Raw genomic sequence first — 14,892 nt, forward strand, 5'->3', positions numbered from 1 at the left:
AGGAGGTGTTCTGTGTGTACTCTCGGTATTGATGTCAGTAAAAATAAAATCGATCTTTGTCTGCTTACTGCCGGCCCCGGCGGTAAAAAAAAGCACAAGGTTCTGACTAACGAACCCGCCGTTGCCCGTAAAGTTGTCGACTGGCTGAACGCACAAAAATGCGTTCCTGAAAGCGTGACTGTCGTACTGGAAGCGACGGGTATTTACCATGAAAATCTGGCGTATGGCCTGCATGAGGCTGGTGTCAGCGTCTGCATGGCCAACCCCTGTCGTGTCCGTGAATTTGCCCACGGGATGGATATCCTCAACAAGAATGATGCTGTCGATGCCTTCGTGCTGGCCTGTTATGGAGAGCTGAAGTCCCCGGCTGTCTGGGTTCCGCCTTCGCCTGAAGTACGTAAGCTGAGGGCATTGCTGCGCCAGCGGGATGCGCTGAGAGAGGATGTACAGCGTACGGTGAACCGGCTGGAAAAAGCGAATTCCACATCCACACCACAGGAGGTCATCCGTTCACTTGAGCGAACAAAGAGCTGGCTGAACGAGGAACTGGCCCGGATAGAGAAGCTGATAACCGATCATACGGATAACGATCCGGGGCTGAAGGCTGATCTCGATTTACTGAAATCAATCAAGGGAGTGAAAGATCAGGTCGGGCGGGAGATGCTGGCGTTGCTGAAAGACGGAATGTTCAAAAGCGCCTCACAGGTAGCGGCCTATCTGGGGCTGACACCGGTAGAGAAAACGTCGGGGAGTTCAGTGCGTGGCAGACCACATATGTCAAAAACAGGGCCGTCAGGAGTGCGGGCTAAGCTGTATGTTGCAGCGCTGACCGCGAGCCGCTGGAACAAACAGGCGAAGGCTATCTATGAAAGGCTGGTCGCAAAGGGCAAGGCGAAGAAAGCCGCGCTGGGAGCAGTGATGCGCAAACTGGTGCATTTATGCTTTGGCGTGTTGAAAACGCGGCTTCCGTGGGATGAAAATTATGTAGCTACCGCTTGACGTTCAAGACGGTAGCTATAAAAGCCAACGGGCCGCATTTGCGGCCCGTTTTATTATGTTCGTTGTAGGCCGGATAAGACGCGTTAGCGCCGCCATCCGGCAATAATGCACTCAGTTAGTCTGATAAATATCCTTATACAACCGACTCTCGAAGCGTACCAGCGGGATTCGGCGATTACGCTGATCGGCAGGTGGAACCGCGTAGCCGGACAAATACTGTACAAATGCCATCCGTTGCCCGCTTGCGGTGGTAATAAAGCCCGCCAGATTATACACGCCCTGCAGTGACCCGGTTTTCGCCGAAACCTTACCGTCTACGCCCGCCTGATGTAGCCCGGCGCGGTATTGCAATGAACCATCATAGCCCGCCAGCGGCAGCATAGAGATAAAGTTCAGCTCGTTATCGTGTTGGGCGATATATTGCAGCACCTGCATCATCGTGGCGGGAGCGATCAGGTTATGGCGAGAAAGACCGGAACCGTCGGCAATAATGGTATTGCCGATATCAATTCCCGCCTGTTGGCGTAGGATCTGGCGAACGGCATCCGATCCCGCCCGCCAGGTGCCAGGCACGTTAAACCTGACATGACCAATCATCCGAAAAACAGTATCGGCGATCATGTTGTCTGACTTTTTCAGCATAATCTTAAGCAGATCGTGCAGTGGCGCCGACTGTTTACTGGCGACGATCGTTCCGGGCTCGTTAACCTGCGTCTGGCGCAGCAGCGTGCCGCGGTAAGTTATCCCGGCCTCTTTCAGTTCCTGCTTGAGGATCGCGCCCGCGTAGCTGGCGCCGTCCTGAATAGCAAAGGCCAGCGGCAGCGGGTCGGCGCGCTGTGGTAAACAGCCGGTAAGCGTATAACGGTTCAAATCGCCAGGCACAACATCCAGCTCGCAATACTGCGCGTCTGCCGAACCGCGCGGCAGAGTCCGTACCTGGCTGAACATCGTTACCGGATAATAAGAGGCCACGCGAATAAAGGCTAAATCGTTTGGTTTTTGCGCGCTATAAAGCGACACAGAAAAACAGTTGCGGTCAACAATGGCGGCGGCGGGAGGCGCGCTGAAACACTGCGTCAGGTCGTTCCACGGCCAGCCTGGCGCTTTATCGTGGCTGGCGAAAATCGACGTGTCGATAAGCACATTACCGTCGATTTGCGTGACGCCGGACTTTTTCAGCGTCGCGACCATATTGCGAATATCCTGACGTCTTAGCGTTGGATCGCCACCGAAGCGCGCAATTAAGTCACCTTTCAGGATGCCGTTATCGACGTTGCCTTTAGTCTCCAGCGTGGTCGTAAAACGGAAATCCGGGCCGAGTTGAATCAGCGCCGCCAGCGCGGTAATCACTTTTTGGGTACTGGCGGGAAGCGCCATCTGCTGACTATGATAATCAATAGCCGGCGCGGGCGCGCCAATCTTTTGCACCATCAGCGCGAGGTTGGCGCCGGCCGGAAGCTGTTTGATGTATTCGTCAATATTCGCGGCCTGAACGCTGAACGCTATACTGGTGGTCAATCCGATGATAAATCTGGAAAATCGCATAATCTCGCGCTAACACCCTGGAAACAAGCCGTCATACTACGGCGCAACGCCCTAAAAAGTAAACGATGACCCATAGGGAACTCCAGGGTAAAATGGTTATCAAAGAGGAAATTGTAGCTGACCTGGGACTGCGCGCCCGGGTTGGTGTTTTTTTGCTTCTGACCCTGGTATGGCATATGCCGGGGCTGGCTTAGCAGCCGGGGTAGAGTTCATTGCCCCCTACAGGAATGTTCAAGAGGTATAACAAATGCAAGCTATTCCGATGACCTTACGCGGAGCCGAAAAACTGCGCGAAGAGCTGGATTTTCTGAAATCTGTGCGCCGTCCTGAAATCATCGCCGCTATCGCCGAAGCGCGCGAACATGGCGATTTAAAAGAAAACGCGGAGTATCATGCTGCACGCGAACAGCAGGGTTTCTGCGAAGGGCGCATTAAAGATATCGAAGCAAAACTGTCGAATGCGCAGGTGATTGATGTCACTAAAATGCCGAACAATGGTCGCGTAATTTTCGGCGCTACCGTCACGGTGCTGAACCTGGACACCGACGAAGAGCAGACCTACCGCATTGTTGGCGATGATGAGGCGGATTTTAAGCAAAATCTCATTTCGGTAAACTCGCCAATCGCTCGCGGTCTGATCGGCAAAGAGCAGGATGACGTCGTGGTGATCAAAACGCCTGGCGGCGATGTGGAATACGAAGTGCTTAAAGTGGAATACCTTTAAGCAGTACTCAATACGCAAATTGTTGGTGTATTGTAAAGAAAGGAAAAAGGCCGCATAGCGGCCTTTTATCAACGGAGAGAGCGTGGCATTTTGCTCTCCTGCTCGTGGAAAACCCCTCGTTTTACACAGATTTTGTGTTCGACTTTAGGATATCCTTAACGCGGCAGCGAGATTTTACGCTCTTTAGTTGGGCGATACAGCACCAGCGTTTTACCGATGACCTGTACGTTACAGGCGCCGGTTTCGCGCACGATAGCGTCCACGATCAAGGTTTTTGTTTCGCGATCTTCCGAGGCGATTTTCACCTTGATAAGTTCATGGTGCTCTAACGCTTGTTCAATCTCGGCCAGTACCCCTTCGGTCAAACCATTATTGCCAAGCATAACAACAGGCTTGAGCGGATGTGCCAGACCTTTTAGGTGCTGTTTTTGTTTAGTACTCAGATTCATCGTATATTTTTGCTTACGTTGGGATTGAAAACGGGTCATTCTACCGCCATCTCCCTTATATCGCCAAATAGGCGTGTAGAAATTTACGCCATTGGCTACGATGAACTGCCCCGACGGGAAAGTTAAATGACAGGTAAAAAGCGTTCTGCCAGCTCAAGCCGCTGGCTTCAGGAACACTTTAGCGATAAATATGTTCAACAGGCGCAGAAAAAGGGGCTACGCTCCCGTGCCTGGTTTAAACTTGATGAAATACAGCAAAGTGACAAACTTTTTAAGCCGGGAATGACGGTAGTCGATCTCGGCGCTGCGCCAGGAGGCTGGTCACAGTATGTGGTCACGCAGATTGGCGGCAAAGGCCGCATCATCGCTTGTGATCTTTTACCTATGGATCCTATCGTTGGTGTGGACTTTCTTCAGGGCGATTTTCGTGATGAACTTGTCATGAAAGCGTTACTGGAACGCGTGGGTGACAGTAAAGTACAAGTTGTCATGTCGGATATGGCACCAAACATGAGCGGAACACCGGCGGTGGATATCCCCCGCTCCATGTATCTGGTGGAGCTGGCGTTAGAGATGTGCCGCGATGTGCTGGCGCCAGGCGGAAGTTTTGTAGTGAAGGTGTTCCAGGGCGAAGGTTTCGATGAGTATCTAAGGGAAATTCGCTCCCTGTTTACGAAGGTTAAAGTTCGTAAGCCGGACTCTTCGCGTGCGCGTTCGCGTGAAGTGTACATTGTAGCGACCGGGCGAAAGTGATAACCGGCAGATTTCAGACGTAAGGTTTGAAAGAAACTGGATATAGAGTATCCTGACGCTGTTTTTAACACAGTTGTAATAAGAGGTTAATCCCTTGAGTGACATGGCGAAAAACCTAATACTCTGGCTGGTCATTGCCGTTGTGCTGATGTCAGTATTCCAGAGCTTTGGGCCCAGCGAGTCTAATGGCCGTAAGGTGGATTACTCTACCTTCCTGCAAGAGGTCAATCAGGACCAGGTTCGCGAAGCGCGTATCAACGGACGTGAGATCAACGTTACCAAGAAAGATAGTAACCGTTACACGACTTACATTCCGATTAATGATCCGAAGCTGCTTGATAACCTGCTGACTAAAAACGTCAAGGTTGTTGGCGAACCACCTGAAGAGCCAAGCCTGCTGGCTTCTATCTTCATTTCCTGGTTCCCGATGCTGTTGCTGATCGGCGTCTGGATCTTCTTCATGCGTCAGATGCAGGGCGGCGGTGGCAAAGGCGCCATGTCGTTCGGTAAGAGCAAGGCGCGTATGCTGACGGAAGATCAGATCAAAACCACGTTTGCTGACGTTGCGGGTTGTGACGAAGCGAAAGAAGAAGTGGCGGAACTGGTCGAATACCTGCGTGAACCGAGCCGTTTCCAGAAGCTGGGCGGTAAAATTCCGAAAGGTGTCCTGATGGTCGGCCCGCCGGGTACCGGTAAAACCCTGCTGGCAAAAGCCATTGCGGGTGAAGCGAAGGTGCCATTCTTTACGATTTCCGGTTCTGACTTTGTGGAAATGTTCGTCGGTGTCGGCGCGTCTCGTGTGCGTGACATGTTCGAACAGGCCAAGAAAGCGGCGCCGTGCATTATCTTCATCGATGAAATCGACGCCGTAGGTCGCCAGCGTGGCGCAGGTCTGGGCGGCGGTCACGATGAACGTGAGCAGACGTTGAACCAGATGCTGGTTGAGATGGACGGCTTCGAAGGTAACGAAGGTATCATCGTTATCGCCGCAACTAACCGTCCGGACGTTCTGGACCCGGCGCTGCTGCGTCCAGGCCGTTTTGACCGTCAGGTGGTGGTAGGCCTGCCGGATGTGCGCGGTCGTGAGCAGATTCTGAAGGTGCATATGCGTCGCGTACCGTTAGCGACGGATATTGATGCGGCGATCATTGCGCGCGGTACGCCGGGCTTCTCCGGTGCGGACCTGGCGAACCTGGTCAACGAAGCGGCGCTGTTTGCAGCTCGTGGTAACAAGCGCGTTGTGTCGATGGTTGAGTTCGAGAAAGCGAAAGACAAAATCATGATGGGCGCCGAACGTCGCTCCATGGTGATGACGGAAGCGCAGAAAGAGTCGACCGCGTACCACGAAGCGGGCCACGCGATTATCGGTCGCCTGGTGCCGGAACACGATCCGGTGCACAAAGTGACGATTATCCCGCGCGGTCGTGCGCTGGGCGTGACCTTCTTCCTGCCTGAAGGCGACGCGATCAGCGCCAGCCGTCAGAAGCTGGAAAGCCAAATCAGCACGCTGTACGGCGGCCGTCTGGCGGAAGAGATTATCTACGGCGTTGAGCATGTTTCCACCGGCGCGTCGAACGACATTAAAGTCGCGACTAACCTGGCGCGTAACATGGTCACCCAGTGGGGCTTCTCGGAGAAACTCGGTCCGTTGCTGTATGCGGAAGAAGAGGGCGAAGTGTTCCTCGGCCGTAGCGTCGCAAAAGCGAAACATATGTCTGATGAAACTGCGCGTATCATCGACCAGGAAGTGAAAGCGCTGATTGAACGTAACTACAATCGCGCTCGTCAGATCCTGACTGACAATATGGATATTCTGCACGCGATGAAAGATGCGCTGATGAAATATGAAACCATCGATGCGCCGCAGATTGATGACCTGATGGCGCGTCGTGAAGTGCGTCCGCCTGCGGGCTGGGAAGATCCAAACGGCACCAATAACTCTGACAGCAATGGTACGCCTCAGGCGCCGCGTCCGGTTGATGAACCACGCACGCCGAACCCGGGCAACACGATGTCAGAGCAGCTGGGCGACAAATAAGCGTTTGTTGTACAACATTATGTTTAGCGCTCACCGAAACCCTGGGGCTTGCCCCGGGGTTTTTCTTTTTTTAACTCACCATAAATAAAACAGGGATTTTGACCATGAAACTCTTCGCTCAGGGCGCCACGCTCGATCTCACTCATCCGCATGTTATGGGGATCCTGAACGTAACGCCGGATTCTTTCTCCGACGGCGGCGCGCATAACACGCTGATTGAGGCGGTGAAACATGCGAATTTAATGGTGAATGCCGGGGCGACAATTATTGATGTGGGGGGGGAATCAACGCGACCAGGCGCGGCAGAAGTGAGCGTGGAAGAAGAGCTGGATCGCGTTATTCCGGTACTGGAAGCAATCGCGCAACGTTTTGAAGTGTGGATTTCTGTGGATACCTCTAAACCCGAGGTGATCCGTGAAGCGGCAAGGGCGGGCGCGCATATTATCAATGATGTCCGTTCACTCTCCGAACCCGGCGCGTTGGAAGCGGCAGCGGAAACCGGCTTGCCGGTCAGTCTTATGCACATGCAGGGCAACCCCAAAACCATGCAGGAGGCGCCGAAATATGACGATGTCTTTGCCGAGGTGAATCGCTACTTTATTGAGCAAATAGCACGTTGTGAGAAGGCCGGCATCGCAAAAGAGAAATTGTTGCTCGACCCCGGATTCGGTTTCGGTAAAAATCTCTCTCACAATTATACCTTACTGGCGCGGCTGGGTGAGTTTCATCATTTTAACCTGCCGCTGCTGGTGGGCATGTCACGTAAAACGATGGTTGGTCAGTTACTTAACGTGGGACCATCAGACCGTCTGAACGGCAGCCTTGCGTGCGCGGTAATTGCCGCGATGCAGGGCGCGCAGATCATTCGCGTCCATGACGTCAAAGAAACCGTAGAGGCGATGCGGGTGGTGGAAGCCACTCTGTCTGCAAAGGGAAACAAACGCTATGAGTAATCGTAAATATTTCGGTACCGATGGGATTCGCGGACGTGTAGGCAATGCCCCCATTACACCTGATTTCGTGCTTAAACTGGGTTGGGCTGCCGGAAAAGTGCTGGCGCGTCATGGTTCGCGTAAAATCATTATCGGTAAAGATACGCGTATTTCCGGCTATATGCTGGAGTCCGCGCTGGAGGCGGGCCTTGCCGCTGCGGGACTGTCGGCCTCGTTTACCGGACCTATGCCAACGCCAGCCGTCGCCTATCTGACGCGGACTTTCCGCGCGGAGGCGGGTATCGTTATCTCGGCTTCGCATAACCCGTTCTATGATAACGGCATTAAATTCTTCTCTATCGACGGTACGAAACTGCCTGACGATGTGGAAGAAGCCATCGAAGCCGAAATGGAAAAAGAGATCACCTGCGTAGACTCCGCTGAGCTGGGTAAAGCGAGCCGCATCGTCGATGCCGCCGGACGCTATATTGAGTTCTGTAAAGGCACCTTCCCGAACGAACTGAGCCTCAATGGCCTGAAAGTGGTTGTGGATTGCGCCAACGGCGCTACCTACCATATCGCGCCGAATGTGCTGCGCGAGCTGGGCGCGACCGTTATCGCCATCGGCTGTGAGCCAAACGGCGTCAACATTAACGAAGAAGTGGGCGCGACCGACGTGCGCGCGTTGCAGGCGCGCGTGTTGGCGGAGAAGGCGGACCTCGGCATCGCGCTTGACGGCGACGGCGACCGGGTCATCATGGTTGACCATGAAGGCAATAAAGTCGATGGCGATCAGATCATGTATATCATCGCGCGCGAAGGGCTGCGCCAGGGGCAACTGCGCGGCGGCGCGGTGGGGACGCTGATGAGCAATATGGGGCTGGAGCTGGCGCTCAAGCAGCTTGGCATTCCGTTTGCCCGGGCGAAAGTGGGCGACCGCTACGTGCTGGAAAAATTGCAGGAAAAAGGCTGGCGCATCGGCGCGGAAAACTCTGGTCACGTTATTCTGCTGGATAAAACGACCACTGGCGACGGTATTGTAGCGGGGCTACAAGTTCTGGCGGCGATGGTGCGTAATCATATGAGTCTGCACGATCTGTGCAGCGGTATGAAAATGTTCCCGCAGATTCTGGTTAACGTGCGTTACACCGCCGGTAGCGGCGATCCGCTGGAAAATGAAGCGGTGAAAGCGGTAACGGCGGACGTAGAAGCCACGCTCGGCAATCGTGGGCGGGTACTGCTACGTAAATCCGGTACCGAACCGCTGATTCGCGTGATGGTGGAAGGCGAGGATGAAGCGCAGGTTACGGCATTCGCCCATCGTATCGCGGATGCGGTAAAAGCCGTTTAAGCGTTTAAGTGACTAAAAAGGCGGCGGTTGCCGCCTTACGGCCCGCAAAAAACAACGCTTTTGCTGTTTTTTTCCGCAGTTGATACAATGCGCTTAAATTGCCCTTGCGAAGGTCATTCGCTTTGGTTAGTATTCACACCCGCTTCAGTGGGAAACAGTAAAAATCCCGCTTTATTGGTAGAAGCATTGGTACGCGGCAACTCCGCAAGGAACAGGTTGATTATGTACGAAGCTCTTTTAGTTGTTTTCCTTATTGTGGCAATTGGCCTTGTAGGTCTGATCATGCTGCAGCAAGGTAAAGGCGCTGATATGGGAGCCTCCTTCGGAGCAGGCGCTTCCGCTACGCTATTTGGTTCAAGTGGTTCTGGTAACTTCATGACCCGAATGACGGCGGTATTGGCGACGCTGTTCTTCATCATCAGTCTGGTGTTGGGTAATATCAATAGCAACAAAACCAATAAAGGAAGCGAGTGGGAAAATCTGAGCGCGCCGGCGAAGACCGAGCAGACTCAACCTGCTGCACCGGCCCAGCCGACCAGCGATATCCCGCGCTAATAGCAGTATCCGTGCCGAGGTGGTGGAATTGGTAGACACGCTACCTTGAGGTGGTAGTGCCCAATAGGGCTTACGGGTTCAAGTCCCGTCCTCGGTACCAATATTCCGAAAGAAAGACGCTGAAAAGCGTCTTTTTTTTCGTCTGTTGAAACTGCTCTCAGAGAGGAGGTTGAAGCACGCTTACACGCGTCCCTGGCATGGCCCCGTCAATACGTTGAGATAGCCCTACATACATACTCATGTATGTCCTCTCTGGTGATCTCCCTGCGTCAGGTTCACTCCACCGATTACGAGATCATCTTCGTTCATTGAAGCCAGTAGTTGCTCAGCTATAATCTGAAATGCTTGTATCTGTTATCCCCCTCCATATCTTTTGCTCAAGTAGTTTTATCTAATCTTCCTTTGCACTGAGCCGAATATCTAAGGAAGAGATTAATGAGTTTATTTTTCGATCGTGCTGGATTGATTGCTGAATTGCGCACATCCAATTTGAGCTCTGCTATTCAGGAGAAAGTCGTGCAACAGGCACGTGCTGCTATTGCATTTAAACGTTGTCTGCGGGATATGGAAACAGTAAAGGTGGGGGCATCGCGGTTGGGCGGTCTACCCGACTGGCCATTAGGACAAAGCTGGCCTATACGAAAAAAATCGGTTAATGCCACATCTCGCGTACTAAAGCTGAAAGCTGAAAAAACGCGAAATGCCAGGTTTGTTCATGAAATGAAAATGAGTTATGAGCTGCTCAATGAAGGGCGTAAGCTGCTTGGGCAGCCAGCGGAAGATTTTGACGAGGAAAAGTATCGGTTAGTGCAGCAGCGGTTATTAACCGAAATTGACATCCGCATAGAGAATCAGTTGGTTGATTTTCCGCTTGCTTTCGTTGCCCAACTAAACTTGAGTGACCTGGCGTTACTCCCGGGGTTTGATCCACTGCTTCCCAGGCGGGGGTTATTGAGCTTCTTTGTCGATGTTACCTGGGAAGATCGGCAGCCCTTTGTTTTCTGGCACGATGTTGAGGTAGATACATTAAGCACGCTAGCTGTGCCAGATGACTTGCTGGCTTTTTACAATAAGATTGAATTTCGTGAACCATGGCAATTGTGTACACAGGTTGAGTGCCTGGAACCTCTTTCCGTTATCAGTGTTTCGTCAGTCTGCGAGGGGTTAAGCGTTACGCAGCAGAAAGCGTATGAATCATGGTATGACGCGTTAAGTGATTACGAACAGGACAACCCGTATCGAGTTGATGCCTGCTATTCCGGCGATCTTCTGGGAGGGTGGACAATTCCTCTCCAACGTAGTGTGGAAGATGAACTGAATCAAAATGATACAAGGTGGCGACAGCTTTTTAGCTGGGATGAAGAAATTCATTCTACAACAGCATTACTGGCTGTCGCTGGGCCGGATTTTGGCGGGGGCATTGACTATATAATGATGACTGAAAAAGACATGGCTGCACAATGCTTTGACAGGGTGCGAAATGTTGTCCAGTTAGATTAACCGGCAAATCAGCCATTTGCATCAACCTGGGGTGATATTCACAAAAAAGGCCGCTTTCGCGGCCTGTTGCATCAACGATGCGGGCTTATTTGCCTTTGTTTTCCAGATTCTCAACCTGCGGCAGACCGGTCGCGGAAGAGGCGGTTAACAGACCCGCTTTCGCGTAGCCGAACAGTTTCTCGCGGGTATCGGTAATGTCCAGATTACGCATGGTCAGCTGGCCAATACGATCGTCCGGTGAGAATACGGACTCGCCTTTCTCCATGGTCAGACGTTCAGCCTTATAGGTCAGGTTGTCTGACACGGTGTTCAGGATGGAGTAGTCGTTGCCGCGACGCAGTTCCAGCGTCACTTCACCGGTAATCTGGCTGGCGACCCAACGTTGCAGGCCGTCACGCAGCATCAGCGCCTGCGAGTCGAACCAGCGGCCCTGATACAGCAGTTTACCCAGCTGACGACCATGAGAATGATACTGTTCAATGGTGTCTTCGTTGTGAATACCGGTCAACAGACGCTCGTAAGCGATGTGCAGCAGCGCCATCCCAGGGGCTTCATAAATACCGCGGCTTTTTGCTTCAATGATGCGGTTTTCAATTTGGTCGCTCATGCCCAGGCCGTGACGGCCGCCGATGCGGTTCGCTTCCAGCATCATCTCAACATCATCGCTGAAGGTTTTACCGTTCAGGGCAACAGGGTGACCCTGTTCGAAGCGGACGGTCACCTCTTCTGCCGGGATCTTCACGCTCTCGTCCCAGAACTTCACGCCCATAATCGGGTTGACGATCTTGACGCTGGAGTTAAGAAACTCCAGATCTTTCGCTTCATGCGTGGCGCCGAGCATGTTGGAGTCGGTGGAGTAGGCTTTTTCGACTGACATCTTATAGTCGAAACCGCAGGCAATCATAAATTCAGACATCTCATGGCGACCACCCAGCTCATCGATAAAGTCGGTATCCAGCCACGGTTTGTAAATCTGTAATTCAGCATTCGTCAGCAGGCCGTAACGATAGAAACGTTCAATATCGTTGCCTTTATAGGTACTGCCGTCGCCCCAGATATTCACGCCGTCTTCTTTCATCGCGGCGACCAGCATCGTGCCGGTTACGGCACGGCCCAGCGGCGTGGTATTGAAATAGGTCAGTCCGCCAGTCGTATTATGGAAAGCGCCGCACTGAATCGCTGCGATCCCTTCTGCAACCAACTGCTTGCGGCAATCAATCAGGCGAGCATTCTCTGCGCCATACTCCATTGCGCGACGAGGAATGGCGTCATAGTCATCCTCATCCGGTTGTCCCAGATTCGCAGTATAGGCATATGGGACAGCTCCTTTTTGTCGCATCCACAGCAGCGCGGCGCTGGTGTCCAGACCGCCGGAAAAAGCGATACCAATACGTTGACCTGCTGGAAGATGCTTAAGAATCGTCGTCATAGAATAGAACCCTGCTTGATTGACTGATAATGAGATCGGTTTCTGCTTTATTGCATTTTTATGCAAAATAAATGAGTTTTCATTTAATCATCTTTTAGCAGAGACAGGAAGCGTTTAGTGAAGGTTTACTGAAATAACGTTGTGAAATGCGTGTATAAGCCGGAGAGGTGGGATGAGTATAACGAAGAGTGATATTCATTCATCTGCATATTGGGAATAGGGTTGACATAACTCATGCCTGGTCACTATACTGTGCGCAGATTTTACGTCCCGTCCTCGGTACCAAATCCCAGCAGTATTTGCAAATTTTGCCCAAAACGAGTAGAATTTGCCACGTTTCAGGCGCGGGGTGGAGCAGCCTGGTAGCTCGTCGGGCTCATAACCCGAAGGTCGTCGGTTCAAATCCGGCCCCCGCAACCACTTTCCCTTAGAGTTCTTTTTCAAATATACTGTGAAGATTATGTCCTTCGTAGCTGGATTTGAAAAAAATTCTTTCGGAAGGTACACCAGACCGCCGTTGCGGTTATAGGGTTCAGTTATCTAAAGCCCCGATTTATCGGGGTTTTTTGTTATCTGACTACAGAATAACTGGGCTTTAGGCCCTTTTTTTATGTCTTGGGGGTGGGCTTGTCCACATTAGAGCAAAAATTAACAGAGATGATTACAGCGCCAGTTGAAGCCTTAGGCTACGAGCTGGTCGGCATCGAATTTATTCGCGGTCGCACATCCACACTGCGCATCTATATTGATAGTGAAGATGGCATCAATGTTGATGATTGTGCTGATGTGAGCCACCAGGTAAGCGCGGTGCTGGACGTTGAAGATCCTATCTCCGTGGCTTACAACCTTGAAGTCTCGTCACCGGGTCTCGACCGTCCTATGTTCACTGCCGATCATTATGCGCGTTTCCAGGGTGAAGAAGTCGCGCTGGTTCTTCGCATGGCGGTACAGAACCGTCGCAAGTGGCAGGGCATTATCAAAGCGGTGGACGGTGAAATGATTACCGTCACAGTCGAAGGCAAAGATGAAGTGTTCGCGCTGAGTAATATCCAGAAGGCGAACCTGGTTCCCCACTTTTAACAGTCTGGATGAGGTGAAAAGCCCGCGATGAACAAAGAAATTTTGGCTGTTGTTGAAGCCGTCTCCAACGAAAAAGCGCTGCCACGCGAAAAAATTTTTGAAGCGCTGGAAAGTGCGCTGGCGACAGCAACAAAGAAAAAATATGAGCAGGAGATCGATGTTCGTGTAGAAATCGATCGTAAAAGCGGTGATTTTGATACTTTCCGCCGTTGGTTGATCGTTGAAGAAGTGACCATGCCGACGAAGGAAATTACGCTGGAAGCGGCGCGTTTTGAAGACGAAAGCCTGAATGTCGGCGACTATGTTGAAGATCAGATTGAATCTGTCACCTTTGACCGTATCACCACGCAGACTGCGAAACAGGTTATCGTACAGAAGGTCCGTGAAGCTGAACGCGCGATGGTTGTCGATCAGTTCCGCGACCAGGAAGGCGAAATCGTCACTGGCGTGGTGAAGAAAGTGAACCGCGACAATATCTCTCTGGAAATTAAATCCGAAGGGATGGCCGGTAACGCTGAAGCGGTGATTCTGCGTGAAGATATGCTGCCGCGCGAAAACTTCCGTCCGGGCGACCGTATTCGCGGCGTGCTGTATGCTGTTCGACCGGAAGCGCGTGGCGCGCAGCTGTTCGTCACCCGTTCCAAGCCGGAAATGCTGATCGAACTGTTCCGCATTGAAGTGCCGGAAATCGGCGAAGAAGTGATTGAAATTAAAGCGGCGGCTCGCGATCCGGGTTCTCGTGCGAAAATCGCAGTGAAAACCAACGATAAACGTATCGATCCGGTCGGCGCTTGCGTGGGGATGCGCGGCGCGCGCGTTCAGGCGGTCTCTACCGAACTGGGCGGTGAGCGTATCGATATCGTGCTGTGGGATGATAACCCGGCGCAGTTCGTCATTAATGCGATGGCGCCGGCAGACGTCGCGTCTATCGTGGTGGACGAAGATAAACATACCATGGATATCGCCGTTGAAGCCGGTAATCTGGCGCAGGCGATCGGACGTAATGGTCAGAACGTCCGCCTGGCTTCGCAATTGAGCGGCTGGGAACTCAACGTAATGACCGTTGATGACTTGCAGGCTAAACATCAGGCTGAAGCACATGCCGCTATCGAGATCTTTACTAAATATCTTGATATTGATGAAGAGTTCGCGACCGTTCTGGTAGAAGAAGGTTTCTCCACGCTCGAAGAACTGGCCTATGTGCCAATGAAAGAACTGCTGGAAATTGACGGCCTTGATGAGCCGACCGTTGAAGCACTGCGCGAGCGTGCTAAAAACGCACTGGCCACTCTGGCGCAGGACCAGGAAGCAAGCCTCGGTGATAACAAACCGGCTGACGATCTGCTGAATCTGGAAGGATTAGATCGCGATATGGCTTTCAAACTGGCGGCTCGTGGTGTTTGTACGCTGGAAGATCTCGCCGACCAGGGCATTGATGATCTGGCTGATATCGAAGGGTTGACCGACGAAAAAGCCGGTGAGCTGATTATGGCTGCCCGTAATATTTGCTGGTTCGGCGACGAAGCGTAATAAACTG

The 14,892-nt window shown here is 52.3% G+C and carries 13 protein-coding genes and 2 tRNA genes; 12 read left to right on the top strand and 3 right to left on the bottom strand.

The window, feature by feature from the left end; translation table 11 throughout:
* Positions 1-12: 12 nt before the first annotated feature.
* Positions 13-999: an IS110 family transposase gene (locus J4650_RS19005; protein ID WP_000337539.1), complete on the top strand. Its 987-nt coding sequence runs from the start codon at positions 13-15 to the stop codon at positions 997-999.
* Between the two features lie 111 nt (positions 1,000-1,110).
* On the opposite strand, the gene dacB is transcribed toward J4650_RS19005, so the two are convergent.
* Positions 1,111-2,544, bottom strand: a complete 1,434-nt coding sequence (gene dacB, locus J4650_RS19010) for a serine-type D-Ala-D-Ala carboxypeptidase (protein WP_023195695.1) — start codon at positions 2,542-2,544, stop codon at positions 1,111-1,113.
* Positions 2,545-2,791: 247 nt separating this feature from the next.
* On the opposite strand from dacB, the gene greA reads away from it, so the two are divergent.
* Positions 2,792-3,268: a transcription elongation factor GreA gene (greA, locus tag J4650_RS19015; RefSeq protein WP_001148008.1), complete on the top strand. Its 477-nt coding sequence runs from the start codon at positions 2,792-2,794 to the stop codon at positions 3,266-3,268.
* A gap of 155 nt (positions 3,269-3,423) precedes the next feature.
* On the opposite strand, the gene yhbY is transcribed toward greA, so the two are convergent.
* Positions 3,424-3,717, bottom strand: a complete 294-nt coding sequence (yhbY, locus tag J4650_RS19020) for a ribosome assembly RNA-binding protein YhbY (protein WP_001592995.1) — start codon at positions 3,715-3,717, stop codon at positions 3,424-3,426.
* 126 nt (positions 3,718-3,843) lie between these two features.
* Here yhbY and rlmE point away from each other — a divergent pair, with 126 nt between their 5' ends.
* The 7 genes from rlmE to J4650_RS19055 all read left to right on the top strand — a co-directional run bounded on the left by rlmE (position 3,844) and on the right by J4650_RS19055 (position 10,846).
* On the top strand, positions 3,844-4,470 hold the full coding sequence (rlmE, locus tag J4650_RS19025; protein WP_023994014.1) for a 23S rRNA (uridine(2552)-2'-O)-methyltransferase RlmE: 627 nt from the start codon (positions 3,844-3,846) through the stop codon (positions 4,468-4,470).
* 103 nt (positions 4,471-4,573) lie between these two features.
* Positions 4,574-6,508, top strand: coding sequence for an ATP-dependent zinc metalloprotease FtsH (gene ftsH / locus J4650_RS19030; protein ID WP_001107481.1), 1,935 nt, complete (start codon positions 4,574-4,576; stop codon positions 6,506-6,508).
* 104 nt (positions 6,509-6,612) lie between these two features.
* A complete protein-coding gene (gene folP, locus J4650_RS19035; protein ID WP_000764711.1) occupies positions 6,613-7,461 on the top strand; it encodes a dihydropteroate synthase in 849 nt (282 codons plus the stop codon).
* Positions 7,454-8,791 carry a phosphoglucosamine mutase gene (gene glmM, locus J4650_RS19040; RefSeq protein WP_000071169.1) on the top strand — a complete coding sequence of 446 codons (1,338 nt, stop codon included), beginning with the start codon at positions 7,454-7,456 and terminating at the stop codon, positions 8,789-8,791. Before folP ends, glmM begins: the two co-directional genes overlap by 8 nt.
* A gap of 222 nt (positions 8,792-9,013) precedes the next feature.
* A complete protein-coding gene (gene secG, locus J4650_RS19045) occupies positions 9,014-9,346 on the top strand; it encodes a preprotein translocase subunit SecG (RefSeq protein WP_000272680.1) in 333 nt (110 codons plus the stop codon).
* A 13-nt stretch (positions 9,347-9,359) separates the two neighbouring features.
* Positions 9,360-9,446: transfer RNA gene (locus tag J4650_RS19050), tRNA-Leu, on the top strand.
* A 335-nt stretch (positions 9,447-9,781) separates the two neighbouring features.
* The gene (locus J4650_RS19055) at positions 9,782-10,846 is read left to right on the top strand and encodes a DUF1963 domain-containing protein (protein ID WP_000051504.1); all 1,065 of its coding nucleotides are present in this window, start codon (positions 9,782-9,784) and stop codon (positions 10,844-10,846) included.
* 85 nt (positions 10,847-10,931) lie between these two features.
* On the opposite strand, the gene argG is transcribed toward J4650_RS19055, so the two are convergent.
* Positions 10,932-12,275: an argininosuccinate synthase gene (gene argG, locus J4650_RS19060; protein WP_000207646.1), complete on the bottom strand. Its 1,344-nt coding sequence runs from the start codon at positions 12,273-12,275 to the stop codon at positions 10,932-10,934.
* Positions 12,276-12,618: 343 nt separating this feature from the next.
* Between argG and J4650_RS19065 the strand changes: the two genes are divergently transcribed.
* The 3 genes from J4650_RS19065 (at position 12,619) to nusA (ending at position 14,885) form a co-directional block, all read left to right on the top strand.
* A tRNA-Met gene (locus J4650_RS19065) sits at positions 12,619-12,695 on the top strand.
* A 207-nt stretch (positions 12,696-12,902) separates the two neighbouring features.
* Positions 12,903-13,355, top strand: a complete 453-nt coding sequence (gene rimP, locus J4650_RS19070) for a ribosome maturation factor RimP (protein WP_000105461.1) — start codon at positions 12,903-12,905, stop codon at positions 13,353-13,355.
* A gap of 27 nt (positions 13,356-13,382) precedes the next feature.
* Positions 13,383-14,885 (top strand): transcription termination factor NusA, encoded by a 1,503-nt coding sequence (gene nusA, locus J4650_RS19075; RefSeq protein WP_001031038.1) that lies wholly within the window; start codon positions 13,383-13,385, stop codon positions 14,883-14,885.
* Positions 14,886-14,892: the final 7 nt, after the last annotated feature.

This window comes from Salmonella sp. 32120201201600049SM (assembly GCF_017572835.1).
In the GTDB taxonomy this organism is placed as follows: domain Bacteria; phylum Pseudomonadota; class Gammaproteobacteria; order Enterobacterales; family Enterobacteriaceae; genus Salmonella; species Salmonella enterica.